This is a genomic window from Cohnella rhizosphaerae, assembly GCF_029525575.1.
GTDB classification, from domain to species: domain Bacteria; phylum Bacillota; class Bacilli; order Paenibacillales; family Paenibacillaceae; genus Cohnella; species Cohnella rhizosphaerae.
Window position 1 is genome coordinate 39,544 of sequence record NZ_JAPDIA010000009.1, and the last position, 19,506, is coordinate 59,049.

Sequence of the window (19,506 nt, forward strand, 5' to 3'; positions counted from 1 at the left end):
GCGGGCTGCCCGCCGATCGTGCCCGCGCTTGATGCAAGGACCGTCAGGGAGAGCTGCGACCTTCCCTGACGGCTTTTTTAAAATGATAGAAAGTATAAAATCGACAGGTAACGCTTTACAGCACTATACAGCGCCTTAAGCCCCCTCTCGCATCGTCGCGCGAGGCGAGAGGGGGAAGTACGCTGGGTAACGCAGGTTTTTCAGCCGACTGGAAGAGCAGAGGAGGAAACGCCTGCCCATTCTTTGCAGGCATTCGCAATTTATCCCTCGCGCAGACAAATTGCGAAACATGAGCGGCGGCATCCAATCCCCCTCCGCTGACTTCACTTTCTAACCTTACGATGACGTTAGGCGGCAAGGTAAGCTTGAGAGGCAATTGAGAATTGCTGAGCAGCCGAATGTAAGCCGAGCGAAGATGCCGGACTCAGATGACGCTATTTCATAAAAAATGGTGCAATTGCGATTATTACGGACTGGAGAGTCGTTATTCACCCAGATCCGGGCTAAATAAGTCTCCAATTCCTCAATAAAGGCCCCTGGGTCCGCGAGCGGGCCGCAAATCGCGTTAGGAACAAAAATAAGGTCTCCTCAGTCCGGCCGCTGCGCGCCATTGCGCAAACAAAGGCTGCAAGGGCCGTTTTTCTTGCCTTCGAAACGGCTGAAGCGATGATATACTAGAGTCCATACGCCATTAAAGGGAGGTCCTCGCATGTTGGGTCAAATTTTCGCGGGCTTGGTCGCCCTCGAGCATGTCTACATCCTGATCCTCGAAATGTTTCTCTGGACGACGCCGCGGGCGATGAAGTCGTTCGGCACGACGCCGGAAACCGCCGCGGCGACCAAGTCGCTCGCTGCCAACCAGGGGCTGTACAACGGATTTCTCGCAGCCGGCTTGTGCTGGGGACTGCTGCACCCGAACGGACAGACGGGGGAGCAGATCGAAGTGTTTTTCCTGGCATGCGTGCTGGTCGCTGCCCTATTCGGCGGCTTGACGGCCAAACGTTCGATTCTGCTGGTGCAGGGTCTTCCGGCCTTGATCGCGCTCGCGCTCGTGCTGTGGACTTAGCGTCGGAGAGCGGCGGCGAGCCGCGTTACGCGTAAACGCGATGCCAGACGCCGGCAAACTCCGGCACGACGGGCGAGCCGCTCGCCGCGACCTTGTCCCCGGTCTCGTCGCCGAAAAAGAATCGAGCCAGGCGCTCGGCCTCGGCCGCGTCCGCGAACGTGTAGTCGAACGGGAAGCATTCGTGGGCGAAGCCATGGACGCGCTCGAGCGCATCATAATAGGAAAGCAAAAATGCCGGCGGGTTCGGCGCGGTATAGCCGGTTCCCATCGTTTCAAAGACGATGGCCGTACCGCCGGGCCGCAGCACGCGGCGAATCTCTTCTATGATGGCGGCGAGCGCGGCGCCGTCCGGGTCCGCATCCGAGGCGGCCGAATAGGCGATGCTCCAGCCCGAGACGACGAGGTCGGCGCTGGCGTCCTCGGCGGGGATGCGCAGGTGCGTGCCGACGGCGGTGCGCCAGTTGCGGGCACCCGACGCCGTCAGCCTGGAAGCGGCCACCTCGAGCATGGCCGGCGACAGATCGACCGCCAGCACGGTGCGGGCCATGGCGGCGATCGGCACGGTCAAGCGGCCGCTGCCCGCGCCGAGGTCGACGACGTCGAGCCCGGCGAGCGGACGGATCGCGTCGATGCGCGCGCCGAGCGAGGGCTGGGCGGAGATGAGCCTCTCGTACTCCGCCGCCCTGCTGCGGTAGATCTCGTCGTGATTCGGCTCGGACGAGTTCGAGGAAGAGGATGAGGAAGAAGAATTCATAGCGATAACCTCCGTATGTACATAATCAGGTATATTTTACACGCAGCGGCATTCTCCTGGATAGCTGCAGGGCTGCGACGCTGCCGACGGCGGGAGTCCGCATGTCTCCGCGGTTCATCGGAGCGCGGGATGCCGCGACCTGCAAGGAAAATAAAGTTTGCCGAAGGCCCTGCGTCCCGGTTCCCGGCTAACCCGATGCGGGTACATTATTTTCGAAGGCGCTGACGCGAGGGGCAGATTTTATAGATCATTTGTAGTATGATGTTTAGAAGATTGTTTAGCGTCGAAAGTCATGATTTTGAGGTGAATGGGATGACAGAAATGGCCACGGCAAGCCGCTCCTCGACCAACCATTTGCTGCGCCGGGACGTGCGGTTCCTGGGCAACATCTTGGGCGAAGTGCTGGTGCACCAGGGCGGCCGCGAGCTGCTCGACCACGTTGAGAAGATCCGGGAGACGAGCAAGGCGCTGCGCGCCGAATTCGTGCCCGAGCTTTACGAGGAATTCGTCAATACGATTACGGGGCTGGAGCCGGGGGTTCGCCACCTGGTGATCCGCGCGTTCGCGATCTACTTCCAGCTCGTCAATATCGCCGAGCAGAACCACCGCATCCGCCGCAAGCGCGATTACGAACGTTCCGCGGGCGAAGCGGTCCAGCCGGGCTCCATCGAGAGCGCGATCGTGGAGCTGAAGAACAAGAATTTGCCGCTGAACGAGGTTCAGGAGCTGCTGTCCGGGATCTCGCTCGAGCTGGTCATGACCGCGCATCCGACCGAAGCGATGCGCCGGGCCGTGCTCGACGTGCACAAGCGCATCGCCAACGAGATGATGGAGCTCGACAATCCGTCGCTCACCTACCGCGAGCGCGAGCGTCTGCGGGAGCAGCTGCGCAACGAGGTGCTCACCCTCTGGCAGACCGACGAGCTCCGCGACCGCAAGCCGACGGTCATCGACGAAGTGCGCAACGGCATGTACTTTTTCCACGAGACGCTGTTCAACGTGCTGCCCGACGTCTACGACGAGCTGGAGCGCTGCCTGGCCAAGTACTATCCGGAGCAGAAGTGGCATGTGCCGACTTATCTCCGCTTCGGTACGTGGATCGGCGGCGACCGCGACGGCAACCCGTCCGTGACGGCCGACATCACCTGGCGCACGCTGAACATGCAGCGCAACCTCGTTATCCACAAGTACGAGACGCTGTTGAAGGCGCTCATGCGCAAGATGAGCTTCAGCACGACGATCGTCAAGGTGAACCCGGAGCTGCTCGAATCGATCGAGCAGGAGCGCGAGGCGGTCGAGCTTCGCACGGTGGACCGCTGGACCAACGACCACGAACCTTATCGTATCAAGATCACCTATATGATCCAGAAGCTGCAGAACATGCGCGAGGAGAAACTCAAGGGCACGTCGCAGCGCTATCATCAGGTGTCCGAGTTCATCGCGGACCTTCAGCTGATCGACCGCAGCCTGCGCCATCATTACGCGGACTTCGTCGCCGATACGTATCTGAAGAAGCTGATCCGCCAGGTCGAGCTGTTCGGCTTCTATCTGGCCGCGCTGGACGTGCGTCAGCACTCCCAGGAGCACGAGAACGCGATGACCGAGGTGCTGGCGAAGGCGGGCGTCACGGATCGCTACAACGAGCTGGGCGAGGAAGAGAAGATCGAGCTGCTGCACGGGCTGCTGTCGGATTCCCGGCCGCTGCTGCACGCGACGGCATCGCTCAGCGAAGGCGCCAAGGAGTGCCTGGAGGTATACCGGACGATCCACCGCGCGCAGGAAGAATTCGGCGAGAGCTGCATCACGACGTACCTGATCAGCATGACCCGCGGCGCGAGCGACCTGCTTGAGGTCATGGTGTTCGCCAAGGAAGCGGGCCTCGTGCGCCGCACGCCGGAGGGCAAGCTCGTCAGCTCGATCCAGTCGGCGCCGCTCTTCGAGACGATCGACGACCTGCACGCCGCGCCGGCGATCATGAAGACGCTGTTCGACCTGCCGGTCTACCGCGAAGCGGTCGCCGCGCGCGGCGACATGCACGAGATCATGCTCGGCTACTCCGACAGCAACAAGGACGGCGGCATGGTCACGGCGAACTGGGAGCTGCGCGTCGCGCTGAACAAGATCACCGAGACGGCGGGCGACTACGGCGTCAAGCTGAAGTTCTTCCACGGACGCGGCGGCGCGCTCGGTCGCGGCGGCATGCCGCTGAACCGGAGCATTCTGGCCCAGCCGCCGCATACGATCGGCGCGGGCATCAAGATCACGGAGCAGGGCGAAGTGCTGACGTCCCGCTATTCGATGGAAGGCATCGCGTACCGCAGTCTCGAGCAGGCGACCAGCGCGCTCGTCAAGGCCGCGTACCTGGCGAAGCATCCGACGCTTGACCAGACGGCCGACGCGCAGTGGGAGGAGATCCTTCCGTCGATCTCGGAGACGGCGCAGACCAAGTACCAGGATCTGATTTTCCGCGATCCGGGCTTCATGACCTTTTTCAAGGAGTCGACGCCGCTGTCCGAGGTCGGCGAGCTGAACATCGGCTCCCGTCCGTCCAAGCGCAAGAACAGCGAGCGCTTCGAGGACCTGCGCGCGATCCCTTGGGTATTCGCCTGGACGCAGAGCCGCTACCTGCTGCCTGCGTGGTATGCGGCGGGCACCGCGTTCGAGAAGTACGTCGCCGGCGATCCTGCGAAGCTGGAGACGCTGCGCCGGATGTACCGCGAATATTCGTTCTTCGCGACGCTCGTCGACAACCTGCAGATGGCGCTGGCCAAGGCGGATCTGCTGATCGCGCGGCAATACGCGGACATGATCAAGGACGACGAGATCCGTACGCGGATATTCACGCTCGTTCAAGAGGAGTACGACCTGACCAAGCGCATCCTGCTGGAGATCACCGGCCAGGAAGAGATTTTGGACAACGTGCCGGTCATTCAGGAGTCGATCCGGTTGCGCAACCCGTACGTCGATCCCCTCAGCTACCTTCAGGTTCAGCTGCTGAGCGAGCTCAGACAGCGCAGGGACGAGGGCGAGGACGATACGGAGCTGCTCCGCGAGGTGCTGCTCACGATCAACGGCATCGCCGCCGGCCTCCGCAACACGGGCTGATAAGCGTTTATATCGGATAGGCGGGCCCGGGCAAATGCCCGGGTCCTTTATTTTGGCGGAGCGGAGTCTGGTAGATTTCGGGAGACTTTGCGGACCCCGGGGCCGTTATTTTCTTAAAAATAAGTCCGAGGGCGATCTTATCGGACTGGGGGGACGCTACTTCCTCGGATCCGCGTCAAAAAAAGGCCGCCAACCGCGCGATAGCGTCCGCTGAGTCCGCGAGCGGGCCGCGAATCGCGGTAGAAAGAAAAATAGCGGCTGCTCTGTCCGTTCAATATGCGCCAAAACGTGTAATTGTCTTTTGGAATGGACGGAAATCAGTGTCTTGGAAATTACAGCGAGGGCTGAGCGTCGGGCGGCGCATAGGACGACAAATTAGGCGAAGGGGGAGAGGGAGCCCGAGCATCCGCGTCTTGCTTTTTTTGATACAGGTGCATTACCATTTTCTTGATCGCATTCATGCGAAGGGTCTTCCCGACCCGGCCGGGCCTGGGCGTCCCGCCCGCGGGCATCGCGATGCCGAGCGGACGAGACGGGCCGAGCGCCGGGCGACCGGCGAAGAAGGTGAGGGTTAACACGTTGAAGCCAATTGAGACGCGACTCGCGAAGCTGGCCCGCAAGGGCGATCAGCGCGCGTTCGCGGAGATCGTGGATTTATACAAGGACAAGCTGTACCATCTGGCTTACCGGATGACGAGCAACAGGCAGGAAGCGGAGGACGTTGTGCAGGAGTGTTTCCTGCGCGTTTACCGCAACCTGGACCGTTACGACGAAAACCAGAAATTTTCGACGTGGATCTATCGGATCGCGACGAATCTGTGCATCGATCGGCTGCGCAAGCGCCGTCCGGTCTACTCGCTGGACGCCGAGTCGTCGGACCACGAGGGGCTCGACGGATACGCGATGCTGCCGAGCGACGACCGGACGCCCGAGAGCGAGCTGATCTTGTCGGAGACGCAGCGCATCATCCGGGACGCGATCGACACGCTGCCGGTCAAGTACAAGTCGGTGATGGTGCTGCGCTATTTGCAGGACATGTCGCTGCAGGAGATCTCGGACGTGCTGGATATGCCGGTGACGACGATCAAGACGCGCGTCCACCGGGGCCGCGAGTTCATGCGCAAGAAGCTGGAGCACAAGCTTTAACGGATCGGCCCATTTTTCCGCCAAAGATGAAACCGTCCCAAGACGGGGAACGTACAGTATAGAAGCATTCGCAAAGGAGGCTTTATGTTCTCCTGTGCAGAAAGGGATGGCTATCATGAAGTGCAACGATGCCGTGAAGCGTATGCACGATTATCTCGACGGGGATCTGCCCCGCGAGGAGTCCGTGCTGCTGCAGCAACATCTTCGCGAATGTCCGGCCTGCGAGGAGCGCTACGGGGCGCTTGAGCGAACGGAAGCTTTGATATATGCCCAGCCTGTCCCGGCTGCGCCGTCCCATCTGACCGACGCCATCATGGGCGCGCTGCCCAAGAAGCGGAGCCCGAAGGTGTGGACCTCGTGGGTGCAACGGCATCCGGCGGCATCGGCGGCGGCGATCTTCCTGGTCGTCATGCTGTCCAGCTTCGTCGCGATGTGGAATCAGGACGATCAGCTCAGCCTGAGCGGAGACCTGTCGCACGTCGTGATCGAGGGCAACAAGGTGATCGTGCCCGCCGGGCAGAAGGTCGAAGGCGACCTGACGATCAAGAACGGCGAAGCCGAGGTGCTCGGCGAAGTCGAGGGCAACCTGACCGTCATCGACGGCAACGTGACGCTCGCGTCGACCGCGCATATCGCCGGCAAGGTGAAGACCGTGGACCGGGCGCTCGACTGGGCTTGGTACAAGGTGACGACCTGGTTCGACACGGTGGCTTACGGAACTTGACGGCCGCCGTCCGGCGGCCAGACAAGGCGGCCTCCCTGGACATCGGGGGAGGTTTTTTTGTATTCTAAACAGGATTTAGAAGTTCGTTTATAGAAAACAATAGGTACATATCCTAAGCGCAATCTGACAAGATTCGGGAAACCCGATCGAGACGCCAGACGGGGGGTGCGTCTTGGATTATTTCGAGAACTTAACGGTGTGGGGCGCCGTCAAGGACGCCGCCGACATCCTCATCGTCAGCTATCTTATATACCGCATGATCCTGCTGGTGCGCGGCACGAAGGCCGTGCAGCTTCTTAAAGGCATCCTGTTGCTCGTGCTCACCTGGGCGCTCAGCACGTGGCTGAATCTGTATACGCTCAAATGGGTGATGAATCAGCTGTTCCCGTTCGGGATCATGACCATTCTGATCATCTTCCAGCCGGAGCTTCGCAGAGCCCTCGAGCAGCTCGGCCGCGGCACGTTGTTCAGCCGTTCCTCCCTGGAGGAGCATGATATCAGCCATCCGATCAACGAGGTCATTAAGGCCGTTCAATACCTCGCGAGACGCAAGATCGGCGCCTTGATCGTCTTCGAGCGGCGCACGGGCCTCGGCGACTACATCGAGACCGGGATCAAGATGAAGTCCGCGATCAGCTCGGAGCTGCTCATCAATATTTTTATTCCCAACACGCCGCTGCACGACGGCGCCGTCATCGTGAGCGGCGGCGAGATCATGGCGGCGGGCTGCTATTTGCCGCTGTCGGAAAATCCGTTCATCTCGAAGGAGCTGGGCACCCGTCACCGCGCCGCCATCGGCATCAGCGAGGTATGCGACGCCATCTCGGTCGTCGTCTCCGAGGAGACGGGGCACGTATCGCTCGCGCTGAACGGACAGATCGTGCGGGACATCAAGGAGGAGTCGCTGATCTCCAAGCTGTTCGACGAGCTTCGCCAGACGAACGCGAAGAAGACCGGCCGGAGCTGGAACATCACTTGGAAGTTCTGGCGGCGGAAAGGCGGTGACGGCCATGGATAAGTGGCTCAGCCATCCCAACGCCGTACGGCTCATCTCGCTGGCGCTCGGCATCCTGCTGTGGGCGGTCGTTCACTTTAATCCCGATTCGACGCCGAACAACGTCGCTTCGCTTATCGAGACGCGCACGTTTACCGACGTGAAGGTGCAGGTGCGCGGACTGGACGAGCAGAGCTATGTGCTGAAAAGCATGGACCCGACAAAGGTCAAGCTGATCGTGCGGGGGGACGCCGAGCGACCTGCTCGCCGCGCGTTCGGACGGCGGATATATCGTGGAGGCCGATCTAAGCACAGTCAAGGCCGGCACGCATACGATAACGCTAAGAACGGATCTGCCCAGAAGCATTCAGACGATCCAGGTCGAACCCTCGACCGTGACGGTCGAGCTGGAGGAGCTGCAGACCAAGGAATTCGAGGTTCAAGTGACGACGAAGGGAACGCCGAAGGAAGGCTACAAGGCGGGAGCGCCCGTGCTGCGTCCGACGAACCGGGTCCATGTGACGCTACCGGCGAGCGAGATGGATCGCGTCGATCACGTCGGCGGCTCGATCTCCATCGATGGCGCGGACAAGACGCTCAAGGACAAGAGCGTGAAGCTGATTGCCTACGACGGCTCCGGACAGGAGATTCCGGGCGCGGAGGTCGATCCTGCCGTGCTCGAGGTCGAAGTGCCGATCACCAATCCGTTCAAGCAGGTGCCGATCCAGCTCAAGCTGATCGGTCAATTGCCAGCGGGCCTCAGCGTCGCGAATCTGACCCCGAGCGCGGAGCAGGCGACGATCTACGGACCGCAGGCGGAGCTGGACAAGATCGACTTCATCGAAACGGATCTCAACCTGTCCGAGGTGACCAAGTCGGGCAAAGTCGATATCGCGCTGAGCAAGTCCGATGCGGTAACGGAAGTATCCCCGGCGGCGATCACCGTCGATGTCCAGGTCGTGCTGACGCAGACGCGGACGATCCAGGGCCTGCCGATAACGGTTAAGGGGCTCGGCAACGGCCTCAAGATGCAGATCACGAAGCCGGCGAACGGTCAGGCGGACATTACGTTCAAAGGCGCCCCGGCCGTGCTCGACAAGCTGCAGCCGGGCGATGTCAGCGTCGAGGCCGACCTTAGCGGACGCGGTCCCGGCACGTACACGATTCCGCTGAACGTGAATTCGCCGCGATTCGTGGATCAGAGCGGAGGCAACACATCGATCGAAGTCGAGATTACGAACATCGGCACGGAGCCGACGCCTACGCCTGGCGCGTCGACGACGGACGAGGCCGCCTCGGGCGGCATGACCGAGCCGGAGGGCGGCGAGTCGACGGGGACGGACACGGCAGGCGCGGGCGGGACCGAGGGGGGAATCGCCGACGCCAAGCCCGTCCCAGGGGCCGACGCCGAGCGTCACGCCGTCGTCGGCGCCATCGCCGACGGACGGCGCTTAGGCAGTATCGGGGGGTACGAACTGCATTTCGTCGGGAACATGAATTGGGAATGAAGGGGTCAAGAGGAGCATGGGGAAATATTTCGGAACGGACGGCGTTCGGGGCGTAGCCAACTTGGAGCTCACCGCCGAGCTTGCATATAAGATCGGCCGCTGCGGCGGCTACGTACTGGCGGGTGGCGCGCAGCGCCCGAAGGTCATTATCGGTCTCGATACGCGCGTATCGGGGGCGATGCTGGAAAATGCGCTTGCGGCGGGATTGCTGTCGATCGGCGCGGACGTCATTCGGCTCGGCGTCGTGAGCACGCCGGCGGTCGCGTATTTGACGCGCACGCTCGGCGCGGACGCGGGCGTCATGATCTCGGCGTCGCACAATCCGGTGCAGGATAACGGCATTAAGTTTTTTGGCGGCGACGGCTTCAAGCTGCTCGACGAGAAGGAAGCGGAGATCGAGCGCCTGCTCGACGCCGAAGAAGATACGCTGCCGCGGCCGGTCGGCAAGGACCTGGGCACGGTAACGACGGATTTGGCGCTGAAGCGGATGTACGTCGATTATTTGAAGCTGACGGTGAAGCATTCGTTCGCCGGATTGAAGATCGTGCTGGACTGCGCGCACGGCGCCGCCTACGAGCTCGCGCCGACGATCTTCCGCGAGCTGGGCGCGGAGGTCGTGACGATCGGCGCGCAGCCTAACGGCCTGAACATCAACGAAGGCGTCGGATCGACGCATCCGGAGAAGCTGGCCGCCAAGGTGCGGGAAGCCGGCGCCGATCTGGGCCTCGCGTTCGACGGCGACGCGGATCGGCTCATCGCCATCGACGAGAACGGGGAAGAAGTGGACGGCGACTATATTCTGCTCATCTGCGGCGAAGCGATGCGCGGCCGGGGAAGGCTGAAGCACGACACGGTCGTGACGACGGTCATGGCGAACATCGGATTTTTCAAAGCCGCGGACCGATTGGGCCTGAAGACGGCTAAGACGGCGGTCGGCGACCGCTACGTGATGGAAGAGATGGTCCGCGGGGGCTTCAATTTGGGCGGCGAACAGTCCGGCCATGTCATTTTCCTCGATCACAATACGACGGGAGACGGCATCCTGACCGGGCTGCAGCTCGTCGACACGATCGTCGCCGCCGGCAAGAAGCTTGGCGATCTCAAGCAAGTAATGAGCAAATATCCGCAAGTACTCGTCAACGTTCGCGTCGCGGACAAGTCGAAGTATGAAGGCAATGCGGCGATCGCGGACGCCGTCGCGACGGCGGAGTCGGCGCTGGGCGACAATGGGCGCATCCTGGTGCGGCCGTCCGGCACGGAATCGCTTATCCGCGTCATGGCCGAAGGGCCGGACAAAGCGGAGATCGAAGGACATGTCGAAGCGATCGCCGACGTCATTCGCGCGGAGCTCGTCTAATTGACAGCAAGCTGGCGCGCCCGGTGTCGACGATGCCGGGCGGTGTCATTTCCTGGGCAATACGGTCATTTGGCGGAAAGTTGCGGATAAAGGTTGCACCGAATTTTCAAAACGAATATGATGAGTTAGATTATCGGCGCAAGCCGCGGGTAATAAGTAAGGACGCCATTCAAGAAGGAAAGGCAGGGTCGAGGTTACATTGGCTTCATAAGCGCCAGAACTTGCCGCCGGCGCGCGGCGAGTTGACGAGGTGGAGGTGTTCGGATGATCGGCGGGGACCTCCCGGCCCAATCGGGGCCGTCAGCCGGAAGACAAATCGCTCAGGGCAACCGGGCGCACAATACGCCGGCACGATAAGATGAATGAATCGGAATCATACTATAGCGGAATGTCCGGCGAACCGGAGCACGGGGGGCCTCGACATGTCGTGGATATCGGGTAATGCTCATCCTGCGCAAGGCTGCGGCCGGCGGGACGCCTGCGAGGCGTCCGGGCCCGACTTGGCATCGCGGATCTGCATGCGTACCCCTGGTTGTCCGCGGTCTGCTATAGGCGTGCGGCAGCCTGACCGGCTCCGGCGCGTCCATCGGACGTTGACCGAAGCGGAGGCATATAGCAATGTGCGGAATTGTCGGATATATCGGATTTAGAGAGTCTCAGCCCATTCTGATCGAAGGGCTCAAGAAGCTGGAATACCGCGGTTACGACTCTGCGGGCATCGCCGTTCAGACGGCGCGCGGTCTTGAAGTGACGAAGGCCGTCGGACGTCTGGTTAATCTTGAAAATCGGCTGACGGGCGATCCGCTGCGCGGTACGATCGGCATCGGGCACACGCGCTGGGCGACCCACGGCAAGCCGTCGGATGCCAATTCGCATCCGCATACGGACAACTCGCTCAAATTCTCCGTCGTGCATAACGGCATCATCGAGAATTATCTCGAGTTGAAGGAAGAGCTCATGCTCGCGGGTCATCGCTTCCTGTCCGAGACGGACACGGAGGTCATCTCGCATCTGATCGCCGTCGAATACGAAGGCGATATCGTGAAGGCCGTGCAAAAGGCCGTCCGCAAGATGCGCGGCGCATTCGCGCTGGGCGTGCTGACCGAGCACGAGCCGGACCGTCTCGTAGCCGTTCGTTATGCGAGCCCGCTCATCATCGGCGTCGGCGAAGGCGAGAAGTTCATCGCTTCGGATATTCCGGCGATCCTCGAGTATACGCGCGACATCTACATTCTCGAGGATGGCGAGATGGCGGTGCTGACGCGCGACGGCGTCGAGCTGCTGACGGTCGAGGGCAGCCCGGTCGCGAAGGAAGTTTTCCGCGTGAACTGGGATCTGATGACGGCGGAAAAAGGCGGCTACGATCACTTCATGCTGAAGGAGATCTACGAGCAGCCGCGCGCGTACCGCGACACGATGCGCGGACGCGTCAGCGAGGACGGACGCTCGGTCGTCCTGCCCGAGCTGTCGATCACGGCCGAGCAGCTGCGCGCCGTGAGCCGCGTGCACATCGTCGCGTGCGGCACGGCGATGCATGCCGGCATGGTCGGCAAGACGGTCATCGAGCGCCTGGCGCGCATTCCGGTCGAGGTCGACGTAGCGTCGGAGTATCGCTATCGCTCGCCGATCATCACGAAGGATACGCTCGTCATCGTCGTGAGCCAATCGGGCGAGACGGCCGACACGCTGGCCGCGCTGCGCGAAGCCAAGCGCTGCGGCGCCCGCGTGCTGGCGATCACCAACGTCGTCGGCAGCTCGGTCGCGCGCGAAGCGGATGACGTCATCATCACGCTGGCGGGTCCGGAGATCGCCGTCGCATCGACCAAGGCGTACTCCACGATGCTGGTCGCGTTTTTCCTGCTCGGGCTGTACATGGCACAGACGCTGGGGACGCAGGAAGAGGCGGAGATCGCGCACATCCTGGCGGCGATGGACGCGCTGCCGGAGCAGGTCGAGCGCATCCTTGCCCAGGCTGATACAGTCAAAGGCATCGCCGAATCGATCGCGAAGTCGAGCAGCCTGTTCTTCATCGGCCGCGGCATCGACTACGCCGTCGCGCTTGAAGGCTCGCTCAAGCTGAAGGAGATCTCGTACATTCACTCCGAAGCTTATGCTGCGGGCGAACTCAAGCACGGTACGCTCGCGCTGATCGAGGACGGCGTGCCCGTCATCGCGCTGCTCACGCAGGAGGACCTGTTCGAGAAGACCGTTAGCAATATTAAGGAAGTGAAGGCGCGCGGCGCCGAGGTGCTCGGCCTCGTCAACGAAGGCCACGAAGCGGAGTCGGCGAAGTCCGTCGATCGCCAATTCGCCATCCCGCGCACGCTGCCGCTGCTCACGCCGGCCCTGTCGGTCATTCCGCTGCAGCTGCTGTCGTACTACGCTTCGCTGGCGTTGGGGCATGACGTGGATAAGCCGCGGAATTTGGCGAAGAGCGTGACGGTGGAGTAATAAACAGCAAGTTCAGTTATAAAATTGATTCATTACAATAAAGTGTTGTTTTGGACATTAAGTTTTGTTCAGACCGATAAAATTACAAAAAGTTATGTTATATAAATCATGGGCCGTCCTGCTGCATAGGGACGGCCTTACTTTTGTTTAAAGGGGGGCTAATGTGATGAGCATAGGGGACAAGGTGAAGGCCATTCGCAAACGACATAAAAGGCGTTCATTCATTCGCAGTACCAAATTGTCCTCTAAAGATTATTGAATGATTCAAGAAGAAAGAATACGCTAAACCAGAAACAAATACCAAAGGAAGGAATGCCCAATAATCTGCTGACACTGTAGCTGAAAAAACAATGGATGCTGCCAACAGTGTTGAGGCGAGAAAACCTTTTTTCGTTTCATCGTACTGTTATCGAGTACCGGTAGATTACTTATGAACAGGAGGAATTTTAATGATTCGTACGGTCGGGCTTCTGAACAAACCGGTGCTAGTTCTTTCCATGTTATTCACGCTTTTCGCGGCGCTTCTGTTCCCCTCGCAGACGTCGGCGACGCCGGGACAAATCACGGTTAACGGTTATACGTCCACGTCCGCGTCGATGTCGATGGACTCGTTTTACCCCGATAGCGATCTTTTCCCCGGGGGACGGAAGGTCACCGCAACCTTCGATAACTATGCGTTTCGCTTCTCCTCCGGCAGCAGCGGGATTATGGTCGCCATCAAGAGTCTTGCGACGGGCAACGTGATCGCTTCGCCGGCCAATATCTCAAGCGGCAATACGTACGACATTCAACTGGACGGCACCTATGAAATTCATACGTTTCCCGTCGGCTACCCGGCGCCTTCGTCCTGGAACTTGCAGATCAACGCCCAGAGTCCGGGACTGGTCGATATCGGCTCTCCGTCTCCGAACGCCTACCTGCTCAAGGGAAGCACGCACACCATCGTCGCATTTGTGACGGGTTCGCCGACCTCCGTGACCGCGACCGCCGTGAACGGAAGCGGCGACACGACCACGCTCGGGACATTGTCTAATATTACGGGCACCCGCTACGAGCTGACGCACACGTTTAACACGCATTTTCCGGTCGGAAGCGGCAGCGCCATGACGATGCCCAAGCTGCGCATCACGGCCACGTACGGAGGCGCAACGGTATCGAAGGAGATTACGTTCTATGTTACGTACGAGACGAGAAGCTTTTACGAGAACGCAGACGCTACCTGGTACTATAACACGCCTTACGACCATAGCTTCCTCGGTCCTGCCAACAACGAGCAGATGTGCTACGAGTATATCGTCAATCAATGGTCGGTCGTCGAGCCGCTGCAGCCGGATTCTTACATTATCGACTTTATGCTAAGGCAGGGTATCTACAGCGGCAGAGCGGGCACCGTGTTCACCTCCTATTCGATGACGCCGGCGCCTTATCCCGATGCGATCTATTACGGCGGCTTCCACTTTGCCAAGGTGACGGCATGGGACGCCAGCGGCAATCCGACGCAGATCCAGTCCAAATGGGGACCGTACGAATATATCAAAAGCGGTAAGGCCAACGCATTCCCAAGCTTGTACGGGACGCCTCGCATTTATTTCTGGGATTAACGAGCGGATAGGGTTAAGCGAACGGTAATCATTTGAAAAAAAAGCGGAGATCAAAAATCTCCGCTTTTTTTGAACATGTTCAATTGTTTATTCTGCGGATGCCGCTTCATGAAGCGTCTGAGGGAAACCATCGCGCCATGAAGCGAACCGCGGACGCCAACCATTCCGAAGTGCCTTTGTATTAAGCGCTCCGCGTTCTGCTCGCCCGCTTCCTGGCAATGTGTTGGGTTCGGGAGCGTTAAGGGCTTTCGCATACACAGGCACCCATTCGGTACCCGCTGCCGGATCGCTGTCCACAATGTTATACGTGCCTGTGGGCCATTCCAGTGCCAAAACAGCAGCAAGTGCGGCATCTTCTGTATGAACAAAAGAAGCGACGCCGTCAGTAGCGGGCAATTTCCCCATTCGAACTTGCTCTGCGAACAAGCCGTTCGAAGCGTACCAGGTCCCTTCGCCGTACAGCACGCCGTATCTGAGTATGACATGCTCCGGCATTTCCGCAGCGGCGGTTTCCAGCGCATGAACGCCATGTACGCTTGTTAGTTGCGGTTCCGGAGCCTCGAAGTCCAGTGGACAATCCTCCGTTGCCGGCCCTTCTCCGGGCGCATAGGTCATTGTGATGCTTTGCGCGATCATCCGGCGAACGCCGGCGGCGAGCGAAGCATCCACTAAGTTTCTCGTTCCTTCCACGCGAATTTTTGCATTGGCTTCCGGATCCAAAGCCTGCAGCGAAGTCAGTTGGTGAATGACCACCTCCGGGGATGTTTCGGCAAGTACGCTGAACAGATTCTTGCGATCGTATACATCCGCCTGGACGAATGAAGCTCCGACTTTTTTTTAAGCTTTCTGCATGCTCCGGATTGCGTATGAGCCCAATCACTTCATGTCCCTTTTGTACGAGCATCGGAATGAGTGCCCTCCCGATGACGCCGCTTGCTCCAGCAACTAAAATCTTCATTTGTTACTGCCTCCTTTACTGTTTGTATTTAAGACCCATTTGTTATCGCATTTGTGACATAAGATGCGGCAAGCGCTAAACTAAATGGAAAATAACAAATAAATCGTATGAAGAGCTGTATGGAATTCGATAAGGTTTAGCAGAATAATGGAAAGAAGCAGTATAATAACGGGACATGAAAACCTATCATTCGAAATTTAATAGATTCGATTGAGATAAGGAGTTGCAAGGAATGTTGGATATGTCGGCGGTTGAATCGTACCGTCCTCTGCTGATGACGCTCGCCTACCGGATGCTCGGTTCCTTAAGCGAAGCGGAAGACATCGTGCAGGATGCGCTGGCCGATTATGCAATGACTGTGGATCGCGGCAGCATTACGCACGAAAAAGCTTATTTGGTTCGAATGGTCACCAACAGAAGCCTGAAACTGAAGCAATCCGCTCGCAAACGCCGCGAGTTCTATGTCGGGCAGTGGCTCCCGGAGCCTGCCATTTCCGATGGCGGGGTCGACGGTGCGCCCGCCGCGCTCGGATCCGCAACCGGAAAAAACGGAAATCCTGCCCATTACATCGAGCGGCAAGAGAACATCACGTATGTGATGCTCGTCATGCTGGAGAGGCTGACTGCCGTCGAGCGCGCGGTCTTCCTGCTTCGCGAGACGCTCGACTTCGACTATGGGGAAATCGCGGACGTCGTGCAAAAGTCGGAAGCGAATTGCCGCAAAATTTTCAGTCGGGCAAAGGAAAAGCTGCAAGGCTTGGCGGGAGAAGGCGGCGGCGCGGAAGCGATCGATCCCATGCGGCGCAACGAGGAACAAGCATGGGCGATCGCCAAAGCGTTCATACAGGCGGCCGAGACCGGAAATTCGTCCGCGCTCGTGGACATGCTGGCGCATGACGCCGTACTCGTAACCGATGGCGGCGACAAGACTCGCGCGGCGATCAATCCGATCGAGGGCAGCGAGCGCATCGCGGCATTCTTTATCGGCAACGCGCGCAAAGGTACGATGGGCGATTCGTTCTTGCCGGTCGACGTGAGCGGCCAACCCGGTTTTATCGTTACCCAAAATGGCCAGCCGGCCATGGTCATGGTGTTCGGTTGGGATGCGGAAAAGCGGATCTCGCGCATTTTTATTATTTTGAACCCTGACAAGCTTGAGGGTGTCACAAACCGATTCGCCGCTTGGTCTTAGATAGCGAATGTCGATGCAAGCAGGTCGGCACAACTATTTAAGGGGTGATTGGCAATGGAACCCAGAATGTTGTTGAAAGAGGTTAACCCTGCGGCTTTCACGGCGATGGTCGGACTCGAAAAATTTCTGGATGGCGCAAGTCTCGACAAAAAACTGAAGGAGCTTGTAAAAATACGCGCTTCGCAACTCAATAGATGCGCCTTCTGTCTCCAAATTCATGCAACCGACGCCCGAAAGCTGGGGGAATCGGAGGTTCGCATCTACACGCTTAACGCTTGGCGCGAAACGTCTTACTTCACTCCGCAGGAGCGCGCGGCGCTGGCGTTGACGGAGGCCGTCACCCTGGTCGCATCCAATCACGTTCCGGACGACGTGTACGAAGATGCGGCCCGCCACTTCAGCGAGCAGGAGATCAGCGAGCTGCTGATAGCCATCATCACGATCAACGGCTGGAACCGCATCGCGATCACGACGGGCTTGACTCCTCCGGCATAATGGATAGCATGGGGGGAGACGGTCATGTCGCTCTACATTACGCAACAGAATCTGTAATACCATTGAGCTGAATCAAACCGCGTCGATACAGTAGGCGAGATCGGCCACGGCGAATGCTGCCGTGGCCGATTTTTGTCGAACTGCCGTTTCGCCATTTGAGAATTTTGAGAGAATGATCTTGTAGTATGCAGGGAGGGATGTAAGCGACAAGGAAGAGGAGCGTAAAAGCGATGAATCAGAGGAGTACGTTTTATTTCGCCGGAAAACGGTGGGTATCAGGCATTTTGATTTTTATGCTCTCTATCTCATTATTTGCTTTTCCGGCGCAAGCCGCGGATCAATGGAGTCAATATGCCAAGATCGGTCAAGGAAGCAATAAATATCTCGGAGCATTTGCTAATCCGTACAGCGTAACGGTAGACAGCGGCGGGAATCTATACGTGGCCGATTTTGAAAACCATCGCATCCAGAAGCTGACCGCGGCGACAGGCGTATGGAGCGAGTGGAAGAAGGATGGCGGCGGCTCAGGCAGCGGACCGGGGGGAGTTTGCCAACCCTAGCGGCGTGGCGGTAGACAGCGTCGGAAATGTATATGTGGCGGACTATTATAACCACCGCATTCAGAAGCTCACGGCAGCTACGGGGGGTATGGAGCGAGTGGAAGAAGAGCGGCGGCGGATCGGGCAGCGGCTTGGGCGAGTTTAGTTATCCCCGCGGCGTAGCGATAGATGGCGACGGGAATTTGTATGTGGCCGATTCTAAAAATCATCGCATCCAGAAGCTGGATGCCGTATCGGGCGTATGGAGCGAGTGGAAGAAAAGCGGCGGCGGGACGGGCGGCGACCTAGGGGGAGTTTAATGAGCCCACTGGCGTGGCGGTGGACGGCGATGGGAATGTGTACGTGGCCGATTCTAAAAATAACCGCATCCAAAAGCTCACGATCTCTACAGGCGCGTGGAGCGAGTGGAAGAAAAGCGGCGGCGGAACGGGCAGCGGAACGGGCAGCGGATTAGGCGAATTCAACCAACCGTCCGACGTAGCGGTAGACAGCGGCGGGAATGTATGGTATGTGGCCGATTCTAAAAATCACCGCATTCAGAAGTTGGATGTCGCCTCGGGCGTGTGGAGCGAGTGGAAGAAGAGCGGCGGCGGATCGGGCAGCGATCTGGAACAATTTAATAAGCCAAGAGGCGTGGCGCTGGACAGCAGCGGGAATGTCTATGTGGCCGATGCCGGAAATCACCGCATCCAGAAGTGGACGGCAGCTACGGAACTTTGGAGCCAATATGGGTATCGGGGGAGCGGTTGCCGGCTCCGGCTTGGGCGAGTTTAGTTATCCGGTCGGCGTGGCGGTAGACAACCTGAGCAATCTATATGTAGCCGATTTCGATAACCACCGCATTCAGAAGCTGGATGTCGCCTCGGGCGCGTGGAGCGAGTGGAAGAAGAACGGCGGCGGATCAGGGCAGCGGCTTGGGAGAGTTTGACTCGCCGACGGATGTTGAGGTAGACAGCAGCGGAAATATGTACGTTGCAGATCCATATAACCACCGCATTCAGAAGTTGGATGTGGCCTCGGGCGCGTGGAGCGAGTGGAAGAAGAACGGCGGCGGATCGGGCAGCGGCTTGGGAGAGTTCGGTTATCCCGGCGGCGTAGCGGTAGACGGCAACGGGAATGTGTACGTGGCCGATTCCAATAACAATCGCATCCAGAAGCTGACGGCAGCGACCGGGGAGTGGAGCGAGTGGAAAAAGAGCGGAGGCGGCGCAGGCAGCGGCTTGGGCGAGTTTAACGATCCGTCCGGCGTAGAGGTAGACGGCGAGGGGGAATGTCTATGTGGCCGACATGGGAAATCATCGCATCCAGAAGCTGACGGCAGCGACAGGGGGAGTGGAGCGAGTGGAAGAAGAGCGGCGGCGGCGCAGGCAGCGGCTTGGGCGAGTTCGATGAACCGTACAGCGTGGCGGTAGACGACAGCGGCAATGTCTATGTGGCCGATTCCAATAACGAGCGCATCCAGAAGCTGACGGCAGCTACGGGGGGGATGGAGCGAGTGGAAGAAGAGCGGCGGCGGCTCGGGCAGCGGCCTGGGCGAGTTTAGCAGTCCGCTCGGCATAGCGATAGATCGTGACGGGATCGTGTACGTGTCCGAA

General features: G+C 59.3%; 19 protein-coding genes and 2 pseudogenes. 19 read left to right on the forward strand and 2 right to left on the reverse strand.

What is annotated here, in order from left to right:
* Positions 1-709 precede the first annotated feature (709 nt).
* Entirely contained in the window at positions 710-1,066 is a 357-nt protein-coding gene (locus OMP40_RS34490) for a DUF1304 domain-containing protein (protein ID WP_277538279.1), read from the forward strand.
* Between the two features lie 25 nt (positions 1,067-1,091).
* Here OMP40_RS34490 and OMP40_RS34495 read toward each other — a convergent pair whose 3' ends face one another.
* The gene (locus OMP40_RS34495) at positions 1,092-1,820 is read right to left on the reverse strand and encodes a class I SAM-dependent methyltransferase (RefSeq protein WP_277538280.1); all 729 of its coding nucleotides are present in this window, start codon (positions 1,818-1,820) and stop codon (positions 1,092-1,094) included.
* Positions 1,821-2,132: 312 nt separating this feature from the next.
* On the opposite strand from OMP40_RS34495, the gene ppc reads away from it, so the two are divergent.
* The 8 genes from ppc (at position 2,133) to OMP40_RS34535 (ending at position 14,706) form a co-directional block, all read left to right on the forward strand.
* Positions 2,133-4,925, forward strand: coding sequence for a phosphoenolpyruvate carboxylase (ppc, locus tag OMP40_RS34500; RefSeq protein WP_277538281.1), 2,793 nt, complete (start codon positions 2,133-2,135; stop codon positions 4,923-4,925).
* A gap of 588 nt (positions 4,926-5,513) precedes the next feature.
* Positions 5,514-6,071, forward strand: a complete 558-nt coding sequence (gene sigW / locus OMP40_RS34505) for an RNA polymerase sigma factor SigW (protein WP_420872128.1) — start codon at positions 5,514-5,516, stop codon at positions 6,069-6,071.
* Positions 6,072-6,186: 115 nt separating this feature from the next.
* Positions 6,187-6,795, forward strand: coding sequence for a zf-HC2 domain-containing protein (locus OMP40_RS34510; protein ID WP_277538282.1), 609 nt, complete (start codon positions 6,187-6,189; stop codon positions 6,793-6,795).
* Positions 6,796-6,967: 172 nt separating this feature from the next.
* A complete protein-coding gene (cdaA, locus tag OMP40_RS34515; protein WP_277538283.1) occupies positions 6,968-7,813 on the forward strand; it encodes a diadenylate cyclase CdaA in 846 nt (281 codons plus the stop codon).
* A gap of 269 nt (positions 7,814-8,082) precedes the next feature.
* The gene (locus OMP40_RS34520) at positions 8,083-9,297 is read left to right on the forward strand and encodes a CdaR family protein (RefSeq protein WP_277538284.1); all 1,215 of its coding nucleotides are present in this window, start codon (positions 8,083-8,085) and stop codon (positions 9,295-9,297) included.
* Between the two features lie 16 nt (positions 9,298-9,313).
* Positions 9,314-10,654 (forward strand): phosphoglucosamine mutase, encoded by a 1,341-nt coding sequence (glmM, locus tag OMP40_RS34525; protein WP_277538285.1) that lies wholly within the window; start codon positions 9,314-9,316, stop codon positions 10,652-10,654.
* A gap of 618 nt (positions 10,655-11,272) precedes the next feature.
* A complete protein-coding gene (gene glmS, locus OMP40_RS34530) occupies positions 11,273-13,105 on the forward strand; it encodes a glutamine--fructose-6-phosphate transaminase (isomerizing) (protein WP_277538286.1) in 1,833 nt (610 codons plus the stop codon).
* 449 nt (positions 13,106-13,554) lie between these two features.
* Positions 13,555-14,706, forward strand: coding sequence for a hypothetical protein (locus OMP40_RS34535; RefSeq protein WP_277538287.1), 1,152 nt, complete (start codon positions 13,555-13,557; stop codon positions 14,704-14,706).
* Positions 14,707-14,793: 87 nt separating this feature from the next.
* Here the strand turns inward: OMP40_RS34535 and OMP40_RS34540 are convergent.
* A pseudogene (locus OMP40_RS34540) lies at positions 14,794-15,664 on the reverse strand (NAD-dependent epimerase/dehydratase family protein).
* A gap of 232 nt (positions 15,665-15,896) precedes the next feature.
* Here OMP40_RS34540 and OMP40_RS34545 point away from each other — a divergent pair.
* The 10 genes and pseudogenes from OMP40_RS34545 (at position 15,897) to OMP40_RS34580 (ending at position 19,454) form a co-directional block, all read left to right on the forward strand.
* A complete protein-coding gene (locus tag OMP40_RS34545; protein WP_277538288.1) occupies positions 15,897-16,856 on the forward strand; it encodes a sigma-70 family RNA polymerase sigma factor in 960 nt (319 codons plus the stop codon).
* A 54-nt stretch (positions 16,857-16,910) separates the two neighbouring features.
* Positions 16,911-17,351 (forward strand): carboxymuconolactone decarboxylase family protein, encoded by a 441-nt coding sequence (locus tag OMP40_RS34550; protein WP_277539694.1) that lies wholly within the window; start codon positions 16,911-16,913, stop codon positions 17,349-17,351.
* 293 nt (positions 17,352-17,644) lie between these two features.
* Positions 17,645-17,911: a hypothetical protein gene (locus OMP40_RS34555; RefSeq protein ID WP_277539695.1), complete on the forward strand. Its 267-nt coding sequence runs from the start codon at positions 17,645-17,647 to the stop codon at positions 17,909-17,911.
* The gene (locus OMP40_RS42730) at positions 17,865-18,056 is read left to right on the forward strand and encodes an SBBP repeat-containing protein (RefSeq protein WP_420872104.1); all 192 of its coding nucleotides are present in this window, start codon (positions 17,865-17,867) and stop codon (positions 18,054-18,056) included. The genes OMP40_RS34555 and OMP40_RS42730 overlap by 47 nt, the downstream gene beginning before the upstream one ends.
* Positions 18,043-18,210, forward strand: coding sequence for a hypothetical protein (locus OMP40_RS42735; RefSeq protein ID WP_420872105.1), 168 nt, complete (start codon positions 18,043-18,045; stop codon positions 18,208-18,210). The genes OMP40_RS42730 and OMP40_RS42735 overlap by 14 nt, the downstream gene beginning before the upstream one ends.
* Positions 18,211-18,223: 13 nt before the next feature.
* Entirely contained in the window at positions 18,224-18,685 is a 462-nt protein-coding gene (locus tag OMP40_RS34565) for an NHL repeat-containing protein (protein WP_277538290.1), read from the forward strand.
* Positions 18,672-18,839 carry a hypothetical protein gene (locus OMP40_RS34570; RefSeq protein ID WP_277538291.1) on the forward strand — a complete coding sequence of 56 codons (168 nt, stop codon included), beginning with the start codon at positions 18,672-18,674 and terminating at the stop codon, positions 18,837-18,839. The genes OMP40_RS34565 and OMP40_RS34570 overlap by 14 nt, the downstream gene beginning before the upstream one ends.
* Positions 18,766-19,056 (forward strand): annotated as a pseudogene (locus OMP40_RS42740) (hypothetical protein); the annotation flags it as partial. The gene OMP40_RS34570 and the pseudogene OMP40_RS42740, both read left to right, overlap by 74 nt.
* A 133-nt stretch (positions 19,057-19,189) precedes the next feature.
* Complete coding sequence (locus OMP40_RS42745) at positions 19,190-19,303, forward strand: hypothetical protein (protein WP_420872106.1); 114 nt, start codon at positions 19,190-19,192, stop codon at positions 19,301-19,303.
* Entirely contained in the window at positions 19,287-19,454 is a 168-nt protein-coding gene (locus OMP40_RS34580) for an SBBP repeat-containing protein (RefSeq protein WP_277538293.1), read from the forward strand. Before OMP40_RS42745 ends, OMP40_RS34580 begins: the two co-directional genes overlap by 17 nt.
* Positions 19,455-19,506 lie beyond the last annotated feature (52 nt).